The 23,121-nt window shown below is 65.5% G+C and carries 22 protein-coding genes; 10 read left to right on the top strand and 12 right to left on the bottom strand.

Annotation, left to right across the window (positions count from 1 at the left end; all coding sequences use genetic code 11):
- Positions 1–8 precede the first annotated feature (8 nt).
- Complete coding sequence (locus tag BWR19_06120) at positions 9–1,355, bottom strand: UDP-glucose 6-dehydrogenase (GenBank protein APX92550.1); 1,347 nt, start codon at positions 1,353–1,355, stop codon at positions 9–11.
- Between the two features lie 559 nt (positions 1,356–1,914).
- Here BWR19_06120 and BWR19_06125 point away from each other — a divergent pair.
- From BWR19_06125 to BWR19_06155, 7 genes are all read left to right on the top strand, one after another.
- The gene (locus BWR19_06125; protein ID APX92551.1) at positions 1,915–2,382 is read left to right on the top strand and encodes an SUF system Fe-S cluster assembly regulator; all 468 of its coding nucleotides are present in this window, start codon (positions 1,915–1,917) and stop codon (positions 2,380–2,382) included.
- Positions 2,383–2,442: 60 nt separating this feature from the next.
- Positions 2,443–3,885, top strand: coding sequence for a Fe-S cluster assembly protein SufB (locus tag BWR19_06130; GenBank protein ID APX92552.1), 1,443 nt, complete (start codon positions 2,443–2,445; stop codon positions 3,883–3,885).
- Between the two features lie 96 nt (positions 3,886–3,981).
- Positions 3,982–4,734, top strand: coding sequence for a Fe-S cluster assembly ATPase SufC (locus tag BWR19_06135; protein ID APX92553.1), 753 nt, complete (start codon positions 3,982–3,984; stop codon positions 4,732–4,734).
- On the top strand, positions 4,731–6,083 hold the full coding sequence (locus tag BWR19_06140) for a Fe-S cluster assembly protein SufD (GenBank protein ID APX92554.1): 1,353 nt from the start codon (positions 4,731–4,733) through the stop codon (positions 6,081–6,083). The genes BWR19_06135 and BWR19_06140 overlap by 4 nt, the downstream gene beginning before the upstream one ends.
- Positions 6,084–6,108: 25 nt before the next feature.
- Positions 6,109–7,368 carry a cysteine sulfinate desulfinase gene (locus tag BWR19_06145; protein APX92555.1) on the top strand — a complete coding sequence of 420 codons (1,260 nt, stop codon included), beginning with the start codon at positions 6,109–6,111 and terminating at the stop codon, positions 7,366–7,368.
- A gap of 8 nt (positions 7,369–7,376) precedes the next feature.
- Positions 7,377–7,949 carry a putative Fe-S cluster assembly protein SufT gene (locus BWR19_06150; GenBank protein ID APX92556.1) on the top strand — a complete coding sequence of 191 codons (573 nt, stop codon included), beginning with the start codon at positions 7,377–7,379 and terminating at the stop codon, positions 7,947–7,949.
- Positions 7,950–8,019: 70 nt separating this feature from the next.
- Positions 8,020–8,694, top strand: a complete 675-nt coding sequence (locus BWR19_06155; protein ID APX92557.1) for a sanA-like protein — start codon at positions 8,020–8,022, stop codon at positions 8,692–8,694.
- Positions 8,695–8,707: 13 nt separating this feature from the next.
- On the opposite strand, the gene BWR19_06160 is transcribed toward BWR19_06155, so the two are convergent.
- The 4 genes from BWR19_06160 to BWR19_06175 form a co-directional block, all read right to left on the bottom strand.
- Entirely contained in the window at positions 8,708–9,148 is a 441-nt protein-coding gene (locus BWR19_06160; GenBank protein APX92558.1) for a hypothetical protein, read from the bottom strand.
- Positions 9,149–9,272: 124 nt separating this feature from the next.
- The gene (locus BWR19_06165; protein APX92559.1) at positions 9,273–10,181 is read right to left on the bottom strand and encodes a ribosomal protein S6 modification protein; all 909 of its coding nucleotides are present in this window, start codon (positions 10,179–10,181) and stop codon (positions 9,273–9,275) included.
- A gap of 74 nt (positions 10,182–10,255) precedes the next feature.
- Positions 10,256–10,693 carry an ATP-dependent zinc protease gene (locus tag BWR19_06170; protein ID APX92560.1) on the bottom strand — a complete coding sequence of 146 codons (438 nt, stop codon included), beginning with the start codon at positions 10,691–10,693 and terminating at the stop codon, positions 10,256–10,258.
- Between the two features lie 14 nt (positions 10,694–10,707).
- A complete protein-coding gene (locus BWR19_06175) occupies positions 10,708–11,739 on the bottom strand; it encodes a hypothetical protein (protein APX92561.1) in 1,032 nt (343 codons plus the stop codon).
- 267 nt (positions 11,740–12,006) lie between these two features.
- On the opposite strand from BWR19_06175, the gene BWR19_06180 reads away from it, so the two are divergent.
- Together BWR19_06180 and BWR19_06185 are read left to right on the top strand one after the other, a co-directional pair.
- Positions 12,007–12,339 carry a hypothetical protein gene (locus BWR19_06180; protein ID APX92562.1) on the top strand — a complete coding sequence of 111 codons (333 nt, stop codon included), beginning with the start codon at positions 12,007–12,009 and terminating at the stop codon, positions 12,337–12,339.
- Positions 12,340–12,341: 2 nt separating this feature from the next.
- Positions 12,342–12,842 carry a gamma-glutamylcyclotransferase gene (locus BWR19_06185; protein ID APX92563.1) on the top strand — a complete coding sequence of 167 codons (501 nt, stop codon included), beginning with the start codon at positions 12,342–12,344 and terminating at the stop codon, positions 12,840–12,842.
- 109 nt (positions 12,843–12,951) lie between these two features.
- On the opposite strand, the gene BWR19_06190 is transcribed toward BWR19_06185, so the two are convergent.
- Positions 12,952–13,572 carry a hypothetical protein gene (locus BWR19_06190; protein APX92564.1) on the bottom strand — a complete coding sequence of 207 codons (621 nt, stop codon included), beginning with the start codon at positions 13,570–13,572 and terminating at the stop codon, positions 12,952–12,954.
- Between the two features lie 313 nt (positions 13,573–13,885).
- On the opposite strand from BWR19_06190, the gene BWR19_06195 reads away from it, so the two are divergent.
- Positions 13,886–14,212, top strand: a complete 327-nt coding sequence (locus BWR19_06195) for a hypothetical protein (protein ID APX92565.1) — start codon at positions 13,886–13,888, stop codon at positions 14,210–14,212.
- 76 nt (positions 14,213–14,288) lie between these two features.
- Here the strand turns inward: BWR19_06195 and BWR19_06200 are convergent, their stop codons facing one another.
- The 6 genes from BWR19_06200 to BWR19_06225 all read right to left on the bottom strand — a co-directional run bounded on the left by BWR19_06200 (position 14,289) and on the right by BWR19_06225 (position 23,113).
- Entirely contained in the window at positions 14,289–15,767 is a 1,479-nt protein-coding gene (locus BWR19_06200; GenBank protein ID APX92566.1) for a sodium/proline symporter, read from the bottom strand.
- Between the two features lie 48 nt (positions 15,768–15,815).
- Entirely contained in the window at positions 15,816–16,640 is an 825-nt protein-coding gene (locus BWR19_06205) for a pyrroline-5-carboxylate reductase (protein ID APX92567.1), read from the bottom strand.
- A gap of 66 nt (positions 16,641–16,706) precedes the next feature.
- On the bottom strand, positions 16,707–18,212 hold the full coding sequence (locus BWR19_06210) for a hypothetical protein (GenBank protein ID APX92568.1): 1,506 nt from the start codon (positions 18,210–18,212) through the stop codon (positions 16,707–16,709).
- 240 nt (positions 18,213–18,452) lie between these two features.
- Positions 18,453–21,644 (bottom strand): bifunctional proline dehydrogenase/L-glutamate gamma-semialdehyde dehydrogenase, encoded by a 3,192-nt coding sequence (locus BWR19_06215; protein APX92569.1) that lies wholly within the window; start codon positions 21,642–21,644, stop codon positions 18,453–18,455.
- A 200-nt stretch (positions 21,645–21,844) separates the two neighbouring features.
- Positions 21,845–22,663 (bottom strand): AraC family transcriptional regulator, encoded by an 819-nt coding sequence (locus tag BWR19_06220; protein APX92570.1) that lies wholly within the window; start codon positions 22,661–22,663, stop codon positions 21,845–21,847.
- 75 nt (positions 22,664–22,738) lie between these two features.
- On the bottom strand, positions 22,739–23,113 hold the full coding sequence (locus tag BWR19_06225) for a hypothetical protein (GenBank protein ID APX92571.1): 375 nt from the start codon (positions 23,111–23,113) through the stop codon (positions 22,739–22,741).
- Positions 23,114–23,121: the final 8 nt, after the last annotated feature.

Here is a 23,121-nt window from a genome sequence, read left to right on the forward strand (position 1 = left end):
GCCGACTCCTAGGCCAGGGCGGCCTGCAGTGAGTCGCCGCGCCCGATGGCGTAGTAGTCGAGGCCGGCCTGCTTGACGCTGGCCGGCTCGAACAGGTTGCGGCCATCGATGACGATGGGGCTGGCCAGCGTCTGCTTGAGCATGGCGAAGTCGATGCTGCGAAAGGCCTTCCACTCGGTGCAGATGACCAGCGCGTCGGCGCCCTCCAGCGCTTCGTCGCGACGCTGGCACAGCGCCAGATCATCACGCTCGCCGTAGAGGCGCCGGCACTCGTCCTGGGCCTCGGGATCGTAGGCCTGCACTCGCGCTCCGGCGGCCCACAGCGACGCCATCAGCGCGCGGCTCGGGGCTTCGCGCATATCGTCGGTGTTGGGCTTGAAGGCCAGCCCCCACAGGGCGATGGTCTTGCCCGCCAGGTCGCCGTTAAAGGCGCGTTCCAGCTTAGCGAACAGCTGGTCTTTTTGGCGCAGGTTGATCGACTCCACCGCTTCGAGCAGCTGCGGCGGGTGGCCGACTTCATGGGCGGTGCGCGCCAGTGCCTGGACGTCCTTGGGGAAGCACGAGCCGCCGTAGCCGCAGCCGGGATAGATGAAGTGGTGGCCGATGCGTGGATCGCTGCCGATGCCGTGACGCACGTGCTCGATGTCGGCCCCCAGCTTCTCGGCCAGGTTGGCGATCTCGTTGATGAAGCTGATCTTGGTGGCCAGCATCGCGTTGGCGGCGTACTTGGTCAGCTCGGCGCTGCGTACGTCCATGAAGATCAGCTTGTCATGCAGACGGCTGTAGGGCGCGTAGCATTCGCGCATGGCCTGGCGCACGCGGTCGCTGTCGGTGCCGACGACGATCCGCGCGCCGCGCGAGAAGTCCTCGATGGCCGCCCCCTCCTTGAGAAACTCCGGATTGGAGCAGACATCGAAGGCCAGCGTGGCGCCACGTTCGGCGAGGGTCTCGGCCACACAGGCGCTGACCTTCTCGGCGGTGCCTACCGGGACCGTCGACTTGTCGACGATGACCTTGTACTCGCGCATATGGGTGGCGATGGTGCGGGCCACCTGCAGCACGTACTGCAGGTCGGCGCTGCCGTCCTCGTCGGGGGGCGTGCCGACGGCGATGAACTGCAGCATTCCGAACTCTACCGCCCGGGCGGCGTCGGTGGTGAAGCGCAGTCGGCCGGCATCCAGATTATGACGGATGATGGTCTCCAGGCCCGGCTCGTGAATCGGCACCTGGCCGTCATTGAGGGCGGCGATCTTGTCGCTGTCGATGTCGACGCAGATGACGTCGTGGCCAACATCGGCCAGGCAGGCGCCGGTGACCAGGCCCACGTAGCCTGAGCCAAAGATGGTAATCCGCATGAGTGACGCTCCTTGCTTGTCGGCTCTTCCATGGCGTGCGTGCTGTGAGCGGAAGATAGCGTGATAAAACCCTCTGGCCGGCCGCTTGCCCTCTCATCCATGGGGCATTCACGGCCGGCGAGATTCCAGTGAACACCCCCACGGGTTGCGCAAATCGTGCCAGGTGATTTTTTATCCGTTTAATAACAGCAATTTATTAGATTTTTTGCGTGCACATGTCGGCGCTGCTGCTTGCCGATCAGCGCCTGCTGTGTCGGTGCTCGGCAACGCCTTGTCGCCTATGGAAAAAAATATGACATGAAATCAATCGGTTAAGAATGTCTCTTCGGGGGGACACCGGGCTGTCGTCACGATGTGCCGCGCGGCGGGAGGCGGCGGATACGAGGTAGAGTCTAAATGTGAATAATTAGCATTATTGGTGGAAACGGTTGCGATCATGCCGACATCCTGCCGTCGAAGGTAAGGAAATGTGCAGGGTGCTTCACATCGGAGTTATACAGGACTAAAATGGTCCCCAATCCGAGCCGCCCACTGGCCACGACCCTCGAGGATGTGCCGCATGCTCAAGCTCTCACGCATGACCGACTATGCCGCCGTGGTGATGGCGCACATTGCGCGCCACCCGCAGCAGCCGCATGCAGCGACCGAGCTGGCCGACGCCGTCCACCTGCCGCACCCGACGGTGAGCAAGACCCTCAAGTCGCTGGTGCGTGCCGGATTGCTGGTCTCCCAGCGCGGGGCCCAGGGCGGTTACCGGCTGGCGCGAGAGGCCAGCGAGATCACCGCCAGCGATATCATCGCGGCCATCGAAGGCCCGGTGGCGATGACCGAATGCAGTCATGCCGACGGCGACTGCGATCTGGTCGCCACCTGCGGGGTCGCCGACAACTGGCAGCGCGTGTCGCTCGCCGTGCGCACCCTGCTCGACAGCGTGACCCTGGCGCACCTGGCTCAGGCCACGCCGATCAAGCTGCCGGTGCAGCTGCCGATTCAGACCGTAACGCTGGCCGCTGGCGCCAGCCGCTAATCCTACAAATGTTCATGTTGAGCTAGCTGCTCGACGGCAACGCCCGGGAGGGGATTGAACATGGCAACCGAGGAAATGGAACAGCTCGTTCGTCGCGACTACAAAGAAGGCTTCGTGACCGACATCGAGAGCGATACCCTACCGCCCGGCTTGGATGAGGACACCATCGCGTTCATCTCCAACAAGAAGGGCGAGCCGCAGTGGATGCTCGACTGGCGTCTGGACGCTTACCGCCAGTGGCTCAAGATGACGCCGCCCTCCTGGGCGCACCTCGACTACCCGCCCATCGACTATCAGTCGATCTCCTACTTCAGCGCCCCCAAGCGTGACGAGGATCGTCCTCAGAGTCTCGATGAGGTGGACCCCAAGCTGCTCGAGACCTACGAGAAGCTGGGGATTCCCCTCCACGAGCGCGCGGCGCTGGCCGGCGTGGCGGTGGATGCGGTGTTCGACTCGGTATCGGTGACCACCACCTTCAAGGAAAAGCTGGGCGAGGCGGGGGTGATCTTCTGCTCGATCTCCGAGGCGATCCGCGACTACCCGGAACTGATCAAGCAGTACTTGGGCACGGTCGTGCCGGTGGCCGACAACTATTTCGCCGCCCTCAACTCGGCGGTGTTCACCGACGGCTCCTTCGTGTTCGTGCCGGAAGGCGTGACCTGCCCCATGGAGCTGTCCACCTACTTCCGCATCAACGCCGCCAACACCGGCCAGTTCGAGCGCACCCTGATCATCTGCGAAAGCCGCGCTCAGGTCTCGTACCTCGAGGGCTGCACCGCGCCGATGCGTGACGAGAACCAGCTTCACGCCGCAGTGGTCGAGCTGGTGGCACTGGACGACGCCTACATCAAGTACTCCACGGTACAGAACTGGTACCCCGGCGACGAGAACGGCAAGGGCGGCATCTACAACTTCGTCACCAAGCGCGGCGACTGCCGCGGTGCCCGCTCGCGGATCAGCTGGACCCAGGTCGAGACCGGCTCGGCGATTACCTGGAAGTATCCCTCCTGTGTGCTGCGCGGTAAGGATAGCATCGGCGAGTTCTACTCGGTGGCGGTAACCAATGGCCGCCAGCAGGCCGACACCGGCACCAAGATGATCCACATCGGCGAAGGTACCCGCTCGTATATCGTCTCCAAGGGCATCTCCGCCGGGCGCAGCAACCAGTCCTACCGAGGTCTGGTCAAGATCGGGCCCAGGGCCAAGGGGGCGCGCAACTTCACTCAGTGCGACTCGCTGCTGATCGGCGACCAGTGCGGCGCCCACACTTTCCCCTACCAGGAGATTGGCAACAGCACCGCGACCATCGAGCACGAGGCGACCACCTCCAAGATCGGCGAGGACCAGCTGTTCTACTGCCAGAGCCGCGGGATCTCCGAAGAGGATGCGGTGAGCATGATCGTCAATGGCTTCTGCAAGGACGTCTTCCAGGAACTGCCGATGGAGTTTGCCGTGGAAGCCGAGGCGCTGTTGAGCGTCACCCTGGAAGGCGCCGTAGGCTAGGCGCTATTGCGCTCGGTCTTCGCGTAGAACATTTATTTTCGGGTCGCCTAGAGGATTTCTTAGGCGGCTTGCCAGAATCGGAAAAGGGTAATTGCAATGCTCGAAGTCAAGGATCTGCACGTTGCGGTGGAAGGCCAGGCCATCCTCAAGGGCCTCAACCTGACCATCAAGGCCGGTGAAGTCCACGCCATCATGGGCCCCAACGGGGCCGGCAAGTCGACGCTGTCGGCAGTGATCGCCGGCAAGGACGGCTACGAGGTCACCCAGGGCTCGATCACTTTCGAAGGCAAGGATGTGCTCGAGATGGAAGTCGAAGAGCGCGCCCAGGCGGGCCTGCTGCTGGGTTTCCAGTACCCGGTGGAGATTCCCGGGGTCAAGAACATCTATCTGCTCAAGGCGGCTCTCAATGCCCAGCGCACCGCGCGCGGCCAGGAAGAGGTGCCGGCTCCGGAGTTCATGAAGCTGGTCAAGGACAAGCTCGGTGAAATGAAGATGGACGCCAGCTTCCTGCAGCGCGCAGTCAACGAGGGCTTCTCCGGCGGTGAGAAGAAGCGCAACGAGATCCTGCAGATGCTGGTGCTGCAGCCCAAGCTGGCGATGCTCGACGAGATCGATTCGGGTCTCGACATCGACGCCATGAAGGTCGTCGCCGACGGCGTCAACAGCCTGCGCGCCGAAGATCGCGGCATCCTGCTGGTGACCCACTATCAGCGCCTGCTCGACTATATCGTGCCGGATCAGGTGCATGTGCTGGTCGACGGTCGCATCGCCAAGACTGGCGACGCCGAGCTTGCCAAGCAGCTCGAATCCCGCGGCTACGACTGGGTGGTCGAGGAGACGGCGGCATGAGCGAACAGAACTTTCTCGACAGCCTCGCCCGGCGCCAGGCCAAGCGCCACCAGCAGGGCCCCGAGCCGACCTGGATTGCCGCACGGCGCCAGGCCGGGGCGGCGCGCTTCGAGGCACTGGGGTTCCCCACGCGCCGCGACGAGGCGTGGAAATACACCGACGTGCGCGCCATCGCCAACGGCGAATTCTCCCTGGCGGAGGACGCCGACTTCTCGCAGACCGTCGCTGCCACCCTGACACTGCCCATAGACGCCTATCGGCTGACCTTCGTCGACGGCGTCTATGCCCCGGCGCTGTCGCAGCTCGAAGGCCTGCCCCAGGGCGTGCAGCTGGTGCCGCTGTCACAGGCGCTGGCCGACAATCACGAAGCCGTCGGCGGGCCGCTGGGCCGCTTGACCGGCGTCGAGTTCTCGCCGTTTTCGGCGCTCAATACCGCCTTCATGGAGGAGGGCGCGGTGCTGCGCCTGGCGCCGGGCAGCGTGGTCGACAAGCCGCTGGTGGTGCAGTTCCTGTCGCGTCACGGCAAGGCCCCGGTGATGAGCCATCCGCGCCTGCTGGTCGAGGCCGGTGCGCGCAGCCAGGCAACGCTGATCGAGCATCACATCGGTGAAGAGGGCGCCACTAACTTCACCAATCTGGTCGCCGAGCTGATCCTCGAGCGCGGCGCCATCCTCGATCACTACAAGCTGCAGGAAGCGCCGCTGGGCGACCTGCACGTGGCCAGCATCCACGCCGAGCAGGCCCGCGACAGCCGCTACACCTCGTATAACCTGAACCTGGGTGGCGGCCTGGTGCGCAACGACCTGATTAGCGATCTCAACGGTCAGGGGGCGGTGGCCAATTTCTACGGGCTGTTCTACGGCCAGGGCCGCCAGCACATCGACAACCATACCGTGGCCAATCACAACGCCCCGCTGACCTTCTCCAACGAGAACTACAAGGGCATTCTCGACGATCGTGCCCGCGGCGTGTTCAACGGCCGGGTGGTGGTCAAGCGCGACAGCCAGAAGATCGAGGGCTTCCAGAGCAACGCTAATCTGCTGCTCTCGGATCGCGCCGAGATCGACGCCAAGCCCGAGCTCGAGATCTATGCCGACGACGTCAAGTGCTCCCACGGCACTACCACCGGCCAGCTCGACGAAGAGGCGATCTATGCGCTGCGCGCCCGCGGCATCGACCTGCAGACCGCCCGCGGCCTGCTGACCCTGGCCTTCGCCGGCGAGGTGCTCGAGCAGGTCAATCTCGACGCCATCGCCGAGCGCGTCGAACTGGCGGTGGCCGGCAAGCTGCCGGAACGTTTCAATCTGGCCGGGCTGGTCGAGGCGGCGGCAGCGCTCGACGAGCAATGAGCGGCGCAGCCCGCAGGAGTATGTCATGACCGATCTTGCCACCCAGCCCCGGCTCGCCACACCGCCGCTCGACGTCGCCGCGCTGCGCGAGGAGTTTCCGATCCTCGCCCGCGAGGTGCACGGCAAGCCGCTGGTGTATCTGGACAACGCCGCCACCAGCCAGACCCCGCGGCGGGTGATCGCGGCGTTCGATGACTATTTCGGGCGCTACAACGCCAATATCCATCGCGGGCTGCACACCCTGGCCGACGAGGCCACGGCGGCCTTCGAGGGCACCCGTGAGACGGTGCGCGGTTTCCTCAACGCCGGCGACAGTCGCGAGATCATCTTTACCCGCGGCACCACCGAGGCGATCAACCTGGTTGCCAACGCCTGGGGCCGCGCCAACCTGCGTCCCGGCGACGAGGTGCTGGTGTCGCGCCTCGAGCATCACTCCAATATCGTGCCCTGGCAGCTGCTGGCCAGCCAGTTGGGCATCGTGATCAAGGTGATTCCGGTCGACGCCCGCGGGGTGCTCGATCTCGACGCCTATCGCGGCCTGTTCAGCGAGCGCACCCGGCTGGTCGCGGTCAATCACGTCTCCAACGCCTTCGGCACCGTCAATCCGGTGCGTGAGATGGCATCGATTGCCCACGCCCACGACGCGCTGATCCTGGTCGACGGTGCCCAGGCCGCGCCGCATCAGGCGGTGGACGTGCGCGATATCGACGCCGACTTCTACGCCTTCTCCGGGCACAAGGTCTACGGGCCCACCGGGGTCGGCGTGCTCTACGGCAAGGCGGCGCTGCTCGAGGCGATGCCGCCGTGGCAGGGCGGCGGCGAGATGATCCAGACGGTGTCGTTCGAGTCACCGACCACCTTTGCGGCGATTCCCCACAAGTTCGAGGCCGGCACGCCGGCGATCGCCGAGGTCATCGCCCTGGGTGAGGCGCTGCGCTGGATCGAAGGGGTTGGCGTCGAGGCCATCGGCGCCTGGGAAGCCGAGCTGCTCGAGGCCGCCACGGCGCGCGTGCTGCGCATCGACGGCCTGCGCCTCCTGGGCACCGCACCGCACAAGGCCAGCGTGCTGTCGTTCGTGGTCGACGGGGCGCATGCCCAGGACATCGGCCTGCTGATCGACCAGCTCGGCGTGGCGATTCGCACCGGGCACCACTGTGCCCAGCCGCTGCTGGCGCAGTTCGGTGTCGATGCCACCTGCCGTGCCTCGTTTGCAGCCTACAACACCCTCGAGGAAGTCGAGATCTTCGCTGCCGCCCTGGAGCGGGTCATCGGCATGGTGAGATAAGGAGTCGAATGAGCGATATCGAGCAGATTGCCAGCCTCCAGAAGGGCCAGAGCCTGCCGCTGCAGCGTGACGTGGAGGTGATTTCGATCCCCTTCGGCAAGACCATCACCCTGCCCGAGGACAGCATCGTCTCGGTGATGCAGGCCAAGGGCAGCAGCATCAGCGTGGCCTTCGAGGGGCGCCTCTACCTCGTCGAGGGGGCCAATCTCGACGCCCTGGGACTGGAGGCGCTGCCGCGCCCGACCTTGCACGAAAATGCCAGTGACGAGGAGATCGAGCAGTTCGTATGGGACCAACTGCGCACCTGCTTCGACCCCGAAATCCCGGTGGATATCGTCGAGCTGGGGCTGGTCTACGGCTGTCGTATCGAGCGTCTGCTGAGCGGCGAGCGCATCGTCACCATCCGCATGACGCTGACCGCGCCGGGCTGCGGCATGGGCGACGTGATCGCCGCTGACGCGCGTAACAAGATCCTCGGCGCGCCGCAGATCAGTCAGGTGCATACCGAGATCGTCTTCGATCCACCCTGGAGCCGTGAGATGATGAGCGACGAGGCCAAGCTGGAGCTGGGCATGTTCTGAACCGGCGCCCCGACGCCAGCCGCGGCTCGCCGCGTTTGCGGGGCATGCCTGTGGTCAACCGGGGAGCCCGATGCCGATATCGCTATGGAAGCCGTTCAAGGCCGTGCTGATGGCGCTGGGGGCGTTGCTGCTGGTGCTGGTGCTGCTGTTCGTCGGCGCCAACGCCTGGGTGCTGGCCAAGACCCATTCGCGCATCGAGCACGACCTGCCGATGTGCAGCGCGCAGCCGGTGGCGATCGTCTTCGGCACCTCCCACTGGACCCGCGCCGGGTCGCGCAACCCCCACTTCGAGGCGCGCATGAGTGCCGCCTCGCGACTCATCCGCATGCGCCGCGTGCAGCATCTACTGCTCTCCGGCGACAATCGCACGCGTTTCTACAACGAGCCGGTGACCATGTGGCGCGACCTGCGCGCTCGCCAGGTGCGTGACGTCGACATGACCCTCGACTACGCCGGCTTCAGTACCTTCGATACCCTGTCCCGGGCGCGTGATGTGTTCGGCGTCGAGCGCGTGCTGCTGGTCACCCAGTCGTGGCATCTGCCACGCGCGCTGTTCATCGCCGACGCGCTGGGGCTGGACGCCACCGGCTGTGCGGCCCCGGCGCAGCCGGTGGCAGGGGTATGGCGATTGCAATTGCGCGAATGGGTGGCGCGGGTGGCGACCCTGGGCGATCTCTATGTGTGGGAGCGGCGGCCCTATTTTCTGGGGCCGCTGGAGCCGCTGGAGATCGCGCCTCGGGCGTAGGGCCAGGGGTCGCTTAGCGCCGCTGTTTCTGGATGCGGTACAGCTCGCGAATCAAGGTGCGGCAGTTCTTCCAGCAGCGCTCGATGACCGGCTCGATGGCGTCCGGCAGGGGGTGGGTATGCACCGTGGCCAGCGCCTGCATCAGCACGCGCTCCTGTTCCAGCAGCTCGCCGATCAGCACCTGGCTGTCGTTGCCGACGAAGCTCTTGAGGCGACTCCACAGCCACATGTAATCGTCGCGCTCGACGTCGGCGTCGCGGGGTAGCAGGCGCAGATGTTTCTTGGCCAGCGCCTGTAGCTCATGCATGGCGACGTCGCGCTCGTCATAGTGAGGTTTCAGCGTTTCGCGCAGGGAAGGTCGCAGGCGTTCGAGATTGTCCTGAAAATAATCGAGACTGTCGGCCAGCGCTTCCAGCAGGCTATCCATCGCCACCTGGCGATTGTCGAGAAACATGAGCGGTCACCTCCTCCGGTGACCCAAATTGTGCGGGCGGAAACAGTGTTTTGCTAGCCCCGCTGCGAATAATTTTCGTGTTTGCACACTTTTATCCGTTATTCGGGGCTTAGCTTGCCTGTGGTCAGCCCTTGGGCTTAGGAGGCGCCTTGAGTGAGGGGGCGGCGTGCTTCTCGATATGTTCGATGATCAGGCCGGCGATGTCCTTGCCGGTGGCCGTCTCGATACCCTGAAGACCGGGGGAGGAGTTGACCTCCATGATCACCGGGCCATGGTTCGAACGCAGCAGGTCGACCCCGGCGACGCGCAAGCCCATGGCCTTGGCGGCGCGGATCGCCGTGGAGCGCTCTTCCGGGGTGATACGGATCACGCTGGCGCTGCCGCCGCGGTGCAGGTTGGAGCGGAACTCGCCCTCGGCGGCCTGGCGCTTCATCGACGCCACCACCTTGTCGCCGATCACGAAGCAGCGGATGTCGGCGCCCTTGGCCTCCTTGATGTACTCCTGGACCATGATATTGGCCTTCATGCCCATGAAGGCCTGGATAACGCTCTCGGCGGCCTGGTTGGTCTCGGCCAGCACCACGCCGATGCCCTGGGTGCCCTCGAGCAGCTTTATCACCAGTGGCGCGCCCTTGACCATGGTGATCAGGTCGGGGATGTCATCCGGCGAATGGGCGAAGCCGGTGATCGGCAGGCCCAGCCCCTTGCGCGACAGCAGTTGCAGCGAGCGCAGTTTGTCGCGGGAGCGGGTGATCGACACCGAATCGTTGAGCACGTAGGTGCCCATCATCTCGAACTGGCGCAGCACCGCGCAGCCGTAGAAGGTCACCGAGGCGCCGATGCGGGGAATCACCGCGTCGAATGGTTCGAGTTCCTGTCCCTTGAGGTGGATCGAGGGGTGGTGGGAGGCGATGCTCATGTAGCAGCGCAGGGTGTCGACCACGCGCACACCGTGGCCGCGGGTCTCGGCGGCTTCGATCAGCCGGCGCGTCGAGTACAGGTTGCGGTTACGCGACAACAGGGCGATATGCATGGCTAACTCCATTGGACTCGGTCTGAAAACTGGCTGTGCTTAGCCATACTGCATTAGGTGTCGTCACGGCTGACTCAGGGCTCCCCGTGCAGGAAGGTCTCGCCGGGCGCAATCAGCAAGCGGCGCATGGCGCGCCGGCCGAGCAGCATCGGGTGGCGCAGGTTGCTGCGGTCGGCCAGGGTCAGCTCGGTGTTGAAGCTCAGCGTGCCTAGCTCGAGGCGCGTGCGGATCACATAGCGCCATTCGGCATGGCCGTTGGAGCTGGTCACCCGGCGTCGATCATGCAGGTGCATCTTGAACGGGTGAGCCGGGCTGCTCGGCCCCCCGGCGCGAGTGACGAAGCTGACCCAGACGTGGCCGTGCTCCTCGAAGGACTCGATGTCCTCGGCGTGCAGCGACGAGGTGCGCGCGCCGGTATCGGCCTTGGCACACAGGCTCAGACCCAGCTCGGGCAGGGTGACCATCTCGCGGCGGCCGATGACTGCCTGGGCGTGGTAAGGCAACGATTTCATGCAAGGCTCCTCGCTCAGCGCTGAGCTGTCAGGCCGCTCAGGCGCTGGCCGATGGCCGAGCCGGGATCGGCTTGGCGCAGGGTCATCAGTACCGGCAGTCGCAGCCGGGGGATCAGGGCCAGGTCGCGGGCCAGGGCGCTGAATTCGGCCTGGGGATGTTCGGCCAGGCGGGTCAGAAAGCGCGGCAGGCGCTCGCCGTCCTCGAGGTGCTCCCAGCCGCGGGCGGCCATCGCCGCCAGCAGGTCGGGCCCGCACGCCGCCGGGTCGTCGAGCAGTTCGCCGTACCAGGCCGCGGCCACCGTGTGGCTGGCCCCCACCGCCCGCACGCAGGCGCACAGCGTCTCTAGGTCGCCCTGCTCGGCGGCTTGCTCGCCGCGCCGGCGTAGCGCCGCCGCCAGGACCGCCGTTAGTGCCAGGTGCTCGAGGCAGTAGCATAGCGGGTGCAGCACCTCACGGGGTAGGGCGTCGAGGCGTGTGGCGATGCGCTCGGCCTGGGCCGCATCGTGGCGTACCGCCACGTCGGCCAGGCCCTGCAGGCCCAGCGCCTGCCAGTCGTGCTCGCGCTCGCCAGTCAGGTACTCCTCGGCCAACTCGTGGTGCGCGCTGGCGGGGGCCTCGAGGTCGGCGCTGGCGCGGGCGTGGAGCATGGCCTGCAGCGGCAGCGTCGGCGTGAAGGCCAGCGGATTGTCCTTCATCAGGTTATCGATGCCGCCCGCCTGGGCCGACGTCTCGAGTCGTTCGGCGCTGCGGCCCAGGGTCTCCAGCAGGCGCTGAATAAAGGCGTCGCGGGGGGCCGCGCTGAGCTGGCCCTGCTCATCGAGTGGCAGGGCCAGGAACCAGATCATCGGTTCCTGGTCGGGATGCAGGCGAAATACGCAGGCCAGGCGCGCCTCGCCCTGCCAGGGGGCAGGCCAGGGCTGGTCACGCTTTTCGAACGTCGCCAGGGTCTCGGGCGCACAGGGCTCGACGCGACGGCCCATGTGATAGAGCCGCACCTCGGCGCCGCTACGGTCGAAGAAGTCGCTTAGTGTGGCAATCGGCTGCATGGCACTTTTCCTGAGTCGAGCCGCGCACTGTACCGCGAGGCCGGGCCGCTTGTCAGTAGCCGCTGAGCGGAGAGAGGCAGGGCGCTGCGTGCAGTGTTGGTCATAAAATAACCAATATCCGCCGTGGCCGATGAGGCCTGCGGCTGCGAGAGTTGTCACAAGGTTATCCACAGTCTCTTGCAGTGAATCTGTGAATTCCCTCACAGCATCGGGGTGGCCAGGCCAGGATCGGCGCGGGATAATGGCGGTATGTCCAAGGGAGAACTCATGAATCCGCATCAACAACTCGACCAGGCGCTGCGCGAACTGGAAGCCACCCTCAAGGCGGCCGACCTGTGGCGGGTCGAGCAGCCCTCGGCCCAGGCGCTGGCCAGCCAGCAGCCGTTCTGCGTCGACAGCATGGAACTGCCGCAGTGGCTGCGCTACGTGTGCGTCGCCAGACTCGATGCGCTGGTCGATGCCCGGGCGCCGCTTCCGGCCAGCTGCAGCGTGGCACCCGCCGCCGAGGTCTACCTGCGCCAGGCCCAGGTCCCGGCGCATCACCTGCTGCTGGTGGTCAAGGCAATCGAGCGCGTCGACCTCGTGGTCACGGAGAACTGAGCATGGCCTACTACTTTGCCTACGGTAGCAACATGAACCCGGCACGGGTCGAAGCGCGCATCGGCAGCACCCGGCGGGCGCTGCCGGGCACTCTGGCGGATCACGCGCTGCGCTTTGACAAGGCCTCGCGGATTCCGGGCATTGCCCATGCCAATGTCGCCAGCCAGCCCGGCGCGCGGGTCGAGGGCGCGCTGTTCGAGCTCATGTCGCCACAGCAGATCGAGCTGATGGACCCCTTCGAGGGCGTACCCCACGACTACCAGCGCCAGTGCCGCGAGATCGTCACCCACCAGGGCGTGGTCGAGGCCTGGGTGTATATCGCCGTGCCCGAGCGGGTCCGCGCTGCGCTCAAGCCGGCTCGCGAGTACCTGGCTCACCTGCTCGCCGGAGAGGCCTTCCTGAGCGCCGACTACCACGCCCGCCTGCGCGAGGTGGAGGCGGTGGAGGGGCTGGATGCCGCGACCCTGGCGGTGCTGGGGCTGCACGCCTCGACCCAGGGCTGATGCCGGGTGCGGCGCGGTCCACTGATGCCGCTTTCACCGTGCACACACAAAGACGCCGGGGCCATGGCCCCGGCGTCGCGCTTCAGCGGCTCGCAGTCGCGAGGGCCGATCAGAAGCGGAAGGTCACGCCACCGCCGATGGTCAGCGGATCGACCTTGGCGGTGCCAATTTGCTCACCGCCGGATTCGATATCGCCTTCGACGTCGGCATAGTTGGCGAAGCCGTTGAGCATCACGTTGTCGGTCACGGCGAGATCGATGCCTACCTGGCCAACTGCACCGTAGGAACGACGGACGTTCAAGTCAGGCACTGCCGCTACATTTTCGCTAGAGAAGCGAGTGTAGTTGAGGCCGGCGCCAACGTAGGGCTGCACGCGCGAGTCGAGGCCGCCCAGCGGGTAGTAGTTGACCATCAGGTTGATCGGCATACGATCCACGGTGCCAATGCCGTCGCCACCTAGGCTGAGATCGTGTTCGAACTGTTCGGTACCCGAGAGTTCGACGCCGATGTTGTCGTGAAACAGGTAGCCGAGGCCGTAGGAGAAGCCGCGCTCTGCGCTGCTGATGCCCAGGTCTTGACCCAAGGCATCACCGTTGTCGGAGCGGGTGTCGGTCTTGGCGACGCCGCCGCGTACGAAGAAGTCACCGGCGCTGTAGGCCAGGGCGGACTGCGCAGCGAACAGGCTGCAACCGGCGATGGCGGCGGCAGTGATCAATTTGGTCGTTTTCATGGGAGTTCTCCTTGAAGCCTTGCTTCGTCACATCAATGCCTTGCCAGTTGGCAACGGCGTTCCAAACCGTGTCAGGCAACCTAGTATAAGAAACGCTGTTTCCTAAGTCTGGTTGAAAAAAGCAATGAGCGCAATAGGGCCGATAAAAACTGGGTATGACGCCTTGCTCAGATGAGTATAGCGGAATCGAAGCTTTACACAAACCAGTCTGCGTAATGTTTATGTACAATAAATGCTGTGCTACATCAGGTCGCGGCAGGAGCCGCCGAGAGACCTCGCCGTGACGGCTTTTTTCATCTTAACTGAAAGAGCAATGAACCGCTGGGAGAATCGCATGCCGAGTTTCGCGACACGCCTTGCCGGACTGCCCCAGGCACCGCTGGTGGCGATGGCGCTATCGACGCTGCTGGCGCTGTGGCTACTGTGGCGACCTGAGCTACTCAGCGCGCTGGCGATGGTCTGGCGACTACCGCTGATCGTGCTGGGCGCCTGGGCGCTGGGGGCAGGGTTCAGCCTGGGGGCGGGGCTGGTGCCCGAACAGGGCCGCCTGCGCCGCTGGCTAGGGCCGCCGCTGTGCTGGTGGCTGCTGGGCGCCTTCTCGCTGGTGGTCGTGGCAAGGGCGCTGTGGGGCGGCGGCTGAGCTGCCGCTTCGGCGGGCATCAGCCACAGCGCAAGGAGCCGCCTAGCGGCGGCTCCTTGCGTTCAGGGTGTGACGATTAGCCGCGCTCGAGGGCGTCGAACTCGGCGGTCACGCTGGCTGCCGGTTCATCGGTCGCCAGGCTGACGGCGACGATGGCGAGATAGGCGAACAACACCCCGGGCACGATTTCGTAGAGGTCGAACAGGCCGCCGGAGAGCTCGGCCCAGACCACTACGGTGACGCCGCCGACGACGATCCCGGCCAGCGCGCCCCACTGGTTCATGCGCCGCCAGAACAGCGACATGATCAGCGCCGGGCCGAAAGCGGCACCGAAGCCGGCCCAGGCGTAGGAGACCAGGTCGAGCACGGTGGCATCGGGGTTGAGGGCCAGCAGGTAGGCGATCACCGCGATGCCGATCACCGCGAAGCGCCCGACCCATACCAGCTCCGACTGCGAGGCATCCTTGCGGAACAGCGCCTTGTAGAAGTCGTCGGTGAGCGCCGAGGAAGAGACCAGCAGCTGGGAGTCGGCGGTGGACATTACCGCGGCCAGGATGGCGGCGAGCAGGATGCCGGCGATCACCGGATGGAAGATCAGGTTGACCATGACCATGAACACTGTCTCGCCGTCGCCGAGCTCGCGGGAGACGAAACCCACCCCGAGCAGCCCCACGGCCACCGCGGCCACCAGGCACAGCGCCGACCAGCTGACGGCGATGCGGCGTGCGGCGGGGATGTCGTCTTCGCTACGAATCGCCGCGAAGCGCGCCAGGATGTGCGGCTGGCCGAAGTAGCCCAGGCCCCAGGCCAGCGAGCTGATGATGCCCATGGCGGTCAGCGCCTCGCCGGTGGAGGCGTCGCGGAACCAGGACAGCATGTGCTCGCTCTCGGCGGCCAGAGCCGCGCCGGCGCCGCTGGCGCCGCCGAGGTCGGTGAAGGCGATGATCGGCACGATGGCCAGGGCCGCCGCCATCATCAGACCCTGAATCAGGTCGGTCCACGACACCGCCAGGAAGCCGCCGAAGAAGGTGTAGAAGATGATCGCCAGGGTGCCCACCGTCACCGCGATGGTGTAGTCGAAGCCGAATACCGTCTCGAACAGGCGGCCGCCGGCGACCAGCCCGGAGCTGGTGTAGAACAGGAAGAACGCCAGAATGAAGATCGCCGAGATCACCCGCAGTAGCTGGGTATTGTCGTTGAAGCGGTTGGCGAAGAAGTCCGGCAGCGTCAGCGAGTCGCTGGCGCGGAAGCTATAGATGCGCAGGCGACGCGCGACGATCAGCCAGTTGAGCCAGGTACCGATCAGCAGGCCGATGGCGATCCAGCTGGCCGAGATGCCGCTCACATAGGCCGCGCCGGGCAGGCCCAGCAGCAACCAGCCGGACATGTCCGAGGCGCCGGCGGAGATCGCCGAGGTCCAGGGACCCAGTGAGCGCCCGCCGAGAATATAGTCGGAGAGGTTGGTGGTGCGCCGGTAGGCGACGATACCGATGCCGAGCATGACCAGCAGATAGACGCCAAACGTCAGACCGATGGTGATGTTGTTTTGTACCACTGGGTTGTCCTCTTGGGCGAATGGCGCGCCGCAGCGCGCCGTGAATGCTTACTTGCCGAAATCCTTGGCCATCTCCTGGGCGCGAGCGGCACAGGCCCGCATGGCACCCTCGACGGTGTGGCGCAGTTCGGCGTCCTCGAAATGCTGGATGGCGCGCTCGGTGGCACCCTGGGGCGACATCACGTTGCGTTTGAGCTGGGCCGGCTCATGCTCGCTCTTGAGGGCCATGCTGGCTGCACCAAAGCCGGTCTGCAGGGCCAGGCGGCGGGCCGTTTCGCGGGGCAGACCGAGCTTGACGCCGGCCTCTTCCATGGCCTCGAAGAACAGGAAGAAGTAGGCCGGACCGCTGCCCGACACCGCGGTGACGGCATTGAGCAGGGCTTCCTCGTCGACCCACTCCACCAGCCCCACTGCGCTCAGCAGTTCCCCGGCCAGCTCGCGCTGCGTGGCGTCGACCCGCGGGTTGGCATACAGCCCCGAGGCGCCGGCGCCGACCAGCGACGGGGTGTTGGGCATGCAGCGAATCACCGCCAGCTCGCCGCCCAGCCAGCCCTCTAGGGTATCGGCCTCGAGGCCGGCGGCGACCGATACGATCAGCGGCTTGCGCTCTTGCACCGCCTCGCGCAGTGGTTCGCAGACCTGGCGCATGATCTGGGGCTTGACCGCCAGCACCACCACGTCGGCTTCGCTGACGGCGCTGGCGTTGTCGGTGTGGGTGCGGATGCCGTAGCGCTCGTGCAGCGGCGCCAGCAGCGTCTCGTCGGGAGAGGTGGCGATGATCGACTCGGCGGGATAGCCGCCCTCGATCATGCCGCCGAAGATCGCGCTGGCCATGTTGCCGGCGCCGATGAAGGCGATGGTCTTGTGCGTCATTATTGTGCTCCTCTGACAGGGGGGCGTGTCACCGCCAGGCGCCGCATGCCGCGGCGCCCTTGTGGGTCAGCGTTCAGTGATGGTCTGCTCGCCGGTGTCGCGGTAGGTCAACTGGCTGACCACCACGGCGACCAGCGCCGAGATCAGGAACCCGGGCACCGCGGCATTGGTGATGCCGAACAGGATGGTGGCGAACAGGTTGTTGATGTCGGGCAGGAAGGCGTAGGTCCAGGCCGGCTGTTGAGAGCCCATCAGCACCGCGATCAGGCCGGCCAGCATGCCCCACAGGCTGCCCTGGCGGGTCAGCTTCTTCCAGTACAGGGTCATCAGCAGCACCGGGCCGAAGCAGGCGCCGAGGCCGCCCCAGGCGAACAGTACCAGCCAGAACACGAAGGTCTCGGCGGAGAACGCTAGCACCACGGCGAGCAGCATGATCGTGGCGGTGGCCAGGCGGCTGTAGGCGACCAGGCGAGTCTGCGAGATCTCTTCGCCACGATGGATCAGCTTGTCGTAGATATCGCGGACCAGGGCACTGGCGCCGACCAGCAGCTGGCTGTCGGCAGACGACATGATGGCTGCCAGTATCGCCACCAGCAGCACGCCCATCAGCAGCGGGCTGAGCAGCTCCTGGCCAAGGCTGGTGAAGATCGCCTCGTGGTTGCCGTCGGGCAGCATGTCGATCTCCGGGAAGTAGACCCGACCGATGATGCCGATCATCACCGCACCCCAGCCCATGATCACGTTCCACAGCGACGAGATCAGTGCTGCCTGGCGCATCTCGCTGACGTTCTTCAGCGACATGTAGCGTACCAGGATATGCGGGTTGCCGGGGCTGCCGAAGCCGATCCCCAGCAGGCCGAGAATCGCCCCGGCGGAGAAGGCGAAGGGGTCGACGAAGCCGGCGCCCTGGGCCTGCATGGCGTCGAGGATCGGGCCGAAGCCACCCAGGTTGATGATGGCGATGATCGGCAGAATCACCAGCGACGCGAACATGAAGCCGGCCTGCAGCACGTCGGTCTTGCTGACCGCGTGGAAGCCGCCGATCATCACGTAGAACAGCAGGATGACAGCCGTCAGCCACATGCCGCCGCTCTGCGACAGCCCCATGGTGCTGGAGAAGGCAGTGCCACCTGCCACCACCTGGCTGCCGACGTAGGCGATCATGAAGAACACCACGATCAGGGAGCTGACCACGCGCAGCGCCTTGCTGCCGCCGGGGAAGCGTGACTCGAGCAGGTCGGGGATGGTCAGGCTGCCGGTGGCTTGGCTGTATTCACGGAAGCGCCGGGCGACGAAGAAGAACATCACGATCTCGGCGGTGATATAGCCAGCGATGGCCCAGATGGCCTGGAAGCCGGACATGAACGCCATGCCGGTGACGCCGAGAATCAGCCAGCCGCTGCGCCCTGAGCTGACAGCACTCAAGGCCACGGTCCACTTGTTGAGATTGCGTCCGGCGAGGAAGAAGTCCTCGAGGCCGCCGGCGCTCTTCTTGGAGCTGGCCAGACCGATGATGACCAGGAAAACCAGATAGGCGCCAAATACGATGAGAGTAACGGGTTCCGCCGTCATGTCAGTTTCCTTGAATTACCTAGGTTGTTGTTCGGGAAGAGGGCGGGCATCACGCGTTACGCTGTCGGTCGCGCTTGCCCTGGATGACGTAGCAGGCGATCGATGCGGCGATCAGCAGGCCGGGGAGACCGATCAGTCCGAAGAAGATGCCGGGGGTCATGGGTGACTCCTGTTGGTATTGTGAAATGTCATGTGCGTCGTGCGGCGCTGCCCCGAGCCGGAGCCCGGGGCAATGCGTTGCTACTCGTCGCCGAGTGCCAGCAGTGACGCGTTGCCGCCCAGGGCGGCGGTATTCACCGTGACGGTCTTCTCGGTGGCGAAACGCAGCAGGTAGTGCGGGCCGCCCGCCTTGGGACCGGTGCCGGAGAGGCCCTGGCCGCCAAAGGGTTGCACACCGACGACGGCGCCGATGATATTGCGGTTGATGTACACATTGCCAACCCGAATTTTCTCCGCGATGGCGTTGGCGAAGGATTCGTTGCGGCTATGCACGCCAAAGGTCAGGCCGTAGCCGCGGCCGTTGATCGACTCGATCACGCCGTCCAACTCGCTGGCCTTGTAGCGCACCACGTGCAGGATCGGCCCGAACTGCTCGCGCTCCAGCGCCTCGATGCCGTCGATCTGGAAGGCCATTGGCGCCACGAAGGTGCCCTCGGTGGTGTGCGCGGGATCCAGCCGGGTCTCGGCGAGCAGGCGCTTCTCGGCCTTGAGTTTATCGATATGCGCATTTAGGCCTTTGCGGGCATCCTCGTCGATTACCGGGCCGACGTCGGTGCCCAGGTCGCGCGGGTCGCCGACGCGCAGCTCGTCCATGGCGCCGTCGAGGATCTCAAGCACCCTGTCGGCGACATCGTCCTGCAGGTAGAGCACACGCAGCGCCGAGCAGCGCTGGCCGGCGCTCTGGAAGGCCGACTGGATCACATCGGCGACCACCTGCTCGGGCAGCGCGGTGGAGTCGACGATCATGGCATTCATGCCGCCAGTCTCGGCGATCAGGGTCGGCAGCGGGGCGCCCTCGCGGGCGGCCAGGGCGCGATTGATGATCTGCGCGGTATCGGTGCCGCCGGTGAATACCACCCCGGTGATGCGCGGGTCGCCGCTGAGCACGCTGCCCACAGTGGGGCCGTCGCCGGGCAGCAGCTGCACCACGTCGCGGGGCATGCCGGCCTCGTACAGCAGTTCGATGACGCGGTGGGCGACGATCGAGGTCTGCTCGGCGGGCTTGGCCAGGACGGTGTTGCCGGCCACCGCGGCGGCCACCACCTGGCCGCAGAAGATCGCCACCGGGAAGTTCCACGGACTGATGGCGGCGAACACGCCCTTGCCGCCCAGCTGGAGGTGGTTGGATTCGCCGGTGGGGCCGGGCAGCGCGGTGGGCTCGGCAAACAGTTCCTCGGCGCGCATCGCATAGTAGCGGCAGAAATCCACCGCCTCCTTGATCTCGTCGACGCCGTCGGTGAGCAGCTTGCCGCCCTCCCGCGAGCACAGCGTCATCAGCTCGGCCATATGGGTTTCCATCAGGTCGCCGAGGCGGCGAATGATCGCGGCGCGCTCGGCCACCGGGGTGGCGTCCCAGCGCGGGAAGGCCGTCCAGGCCGCATCCACCGCGCGGGCGGCCTGCTCGGCGCTGGTCCACTGCACGCTGCCGACGGCCTGGCGACGATCGTAGGGGGCATTCACCGCATGGGTGTTGGCCGCATCGTCGGCGACGTCGAATGCCAGCAGCGGCTTGACGTGGTGCTGGCGGTCCATGAAGCCGGCCATCTGATCCATGAGTGGCTGATACTGACTGCGAATGTTCAAGTTCACTCCCTGCGAGTTCTTGCGACCGGCGCCGAAGATATCCCGCGGCAGCACGATCCTGGGGTTGGCATAGCGCGAGTACTGCTTGAGGGTCTCTGCCGGGTGCACGCACAGCGACTCCACCGGCACCTTGGGGTCGACCAGCTGGTGCACGAACGACGAATTGGCGCCGTTCTCCAGCAGCCGTCGTACCAGGTAGGGCAAGAGGTCCTTGTGGGCGCCTACCGGGGCATAGATACGGCAGTAGGTGCCTTTGGGGGCACGCGCCAGAGCGGCGTCATACAGGGCCTCGCCCATGCCGTGAAGGCGCTGGAATTCGAACGCGCGGTTGACGTCGTTGGCCTGCTCGAGAATCGCACTGATGGTGTGGGCATTGTGGGTGGCGAACTGCGGGAAGATCCGCCCACGGGTGTTGTCGGAGAGCAGGAACTGCGCGCACACCAGGTAGGCGACATCGGTAGATGCCTTGCGGGTGTAGACCGGGTAGCCGTCGACGCCGAGCTGCTGGGACTCCTTGATCTCGCTGTCCCAGTAGGCACCCTTGACCAGCCGAATGGGGATCTCGTCGCCCTGCCGGTCGGCCAGCCGGTTGAGGTAGTGGAGGGTGGGCAGGGCGCGCTTCGAGTAGGCCTGAACCACCAGGCCGAAGTGACCCCAGCCGCGGCAGGTGTCGCTCTCGAGCACGGCGCGGAATACTTCCAGCGACAGCTCCAGGCGGTCGACCTCTTCGGCATCGATGGTGATCGCCACGTCGCGCTCCCGGGCCATGGCGGCGAGCTCGCGGACGCTGCCGACCAGCTCCTCGAGGACCTGCTCGCGGCGCCCGAATTCATAGCGCGGATGCAGCGCCGAGAGCTTGATCGAGATCGAGGGGGCCGGTGTCTTGGCCGGTAGCGCCTTGCTGGTCTTGCCGACCTGTTGGATGGCGCGGGCGTAGTCGTCGAAGTACTTGGCGGCATCGCGACGCGTGCGCGCGGCCTCGCCGAGCATATCGTAAGAGTAGGTGTAACCCTTGTCGAACAGCGGCTTGGAGCGCTTGAGCGCCTCGTCGATATCACGCCCCAGGACGAACTGCTTGCCCATGATCTTCATCGCCTGATACATGGCGCTGCGGATCACCGGTTCGCCCATGCGATTGACCAGCTTGTTGATGAAGTTGGCCGGCTTGCCGTCGCGGGGGTGATCGAGATTGATCACGCGACCGGTCATCAGCAGGCCCCAGGTCGAGGCATTGACGAACCACGACTCACTCTGGCCGAGGTGCGACTTCCAGTCGGCGGGCCCCAGCTTGTCCTCGATCAGTGCGTCGGCAGTGGCCTTGTCGGGAATGCGCAGCATCGCCTCGGCCAGGCACATCAGCATCAGCCCCTCATGGGTGTCGAGGCTGTACTGCTGGAGCAGTTCGTCGATGGAGTCGACGGCGGTGTCCATCTCGCGCACTTCACGCACCAGCTCGGCGGTCTTGGCGGCAATCCGCTGGAAGTCGTCCTTGTCGGCGCTGAGACGCTGGACCAGCTCGTCGACGAAGGCATCCTCATCGACGATGTAGTGCTCGCTGATGCGAGCGAAAAGCGCCTCGAGATCCTGCTGCCAGGTAGCGGCATCCAGCATATTGTTGGCATTGAGCATGACGAACTCCCGCGGTTGACGGTCGGGCAGGGCCTGGCAACGACAAGACCAGGCGCACGACGCCGCCTGTCTCGACCAGGGATGTACCCCGACGTGATCGGTGATGCCCAGAATGTAGGGTGGGAGAGGGTCAAGCGTCTTGCCAATTTCCCGGCAGGATTTGTCAAAAACGGGGAAGCTTGGCGTCAGCGGGAAGGGGTTTAGACGTTAGTCGTATAGCTGTCGCCGTGGATCACGTCGGCGCTGCCGCGCTGACGCAGCTTGCTGGGGGGGTGACCGAAGGTGCGGCGGAAAGCGTGGGACAGGGCGCTCTGATTGGCGAAGCCGGTGCGCTCGGCGATATGCGATAGCGGCAGCCGGGTCGAGGTGAGCAGCTGTCGAGCGGCCCCAAGCCGCTGGCGAAGCAAGTACTGGTAAGGCGTGAGGCCGGTCTGCTCGCGGAAGCAGGCACTAAAGTGGGCTTCACTGAGGCAGGCCTCGGCAGCCAGATCGGCGACGGTAATGCGCTCGCTGAGATTGTGCTGGATAAAGCGGTCGATCAGTTGCACGTCGAGGCGCTGTGGTTGGCGCCGGCTGGGTAGCTCGGGGTGCAGGCGGGCGTGGAGGCAGCCTAGCAGTGTCGCCGCGAGCAGGTCACCCTGTGGGCTGCCCTGGGGCTGCTGGCGCTGGTAGGGCTGGGTGAGCTCCTGGGTGAGAAACCTCAAGTACTGGCGCAGCGGTTCGTCGAGGGCGAAAAAGCGTGGCGCATCGAACAGTCGCATCAGCTCGCGATGGGGGCCGCTCAGTGACGGGGCGTCCAGCGGCAGGTCGAGAATCAGCTGCCGATTGTGGCCGATGCCCTCGTAGTAGTGGACATGGTTGGCCGGCACGATGCAGCCCGAGAGGGCGGCGATAGAGCCGCCCATCCCTTCGATCTCGAATTCGGCATGGCCCGAGAGGCCGATCACCATCTGGTGATAGTCGTGGGCGTGATGCTTGATGGTGTTGTCGAGGGGCATCAAGCGAATGACACTGGGCATGGCGTCACCTCCGCGTGGGGGACTGCGCATCAGGCGTAACACATTGTACCTGGCCAGGGAGGCCTTGCCACGCGCTCAAGCGTCGAAGTGCTGTTTGTCGCGCAGCGCGATATGCGAGGCCAGGTGCTCACGCAGTGCGGCAAGTTCCTCGCAGCCAGCCTTGGACAGCAGTGGTTGGCCCCGGGCGGCCTGCCAGGGGCGGCCATGCTCGTCCATCAATCGCTGGGCACGGCGGCGGACGCTTTCGAGATGGTCGTCGTGGCGCACCGGGTAGCCCACCACCACGTTCCACTCGGTTTCACTGGCCTTGCCTTCCAGGGTCTTGTCGAAGATATCCAGCAGATGCTGGGGCTCGGTGCGGTAGCGCGGCGTACGCGACAGCAGCAGGATGCCGATCATGCTGCCGAAGACCAGCGTGCAGACACCGAGAACGAGCAAGTAGAGGGCCATGATCAGGA

Origin of the sequence: Halomonas sp. 1513 (assembly GCA_001971685.1) — a bacterium.
Taxonomy (GTDB): domain Bacteria; phylum Pseudomonadota; class Gammaproteobacteria; order Pseudomonadales; family Halomonadaceae; genus Franzmannia.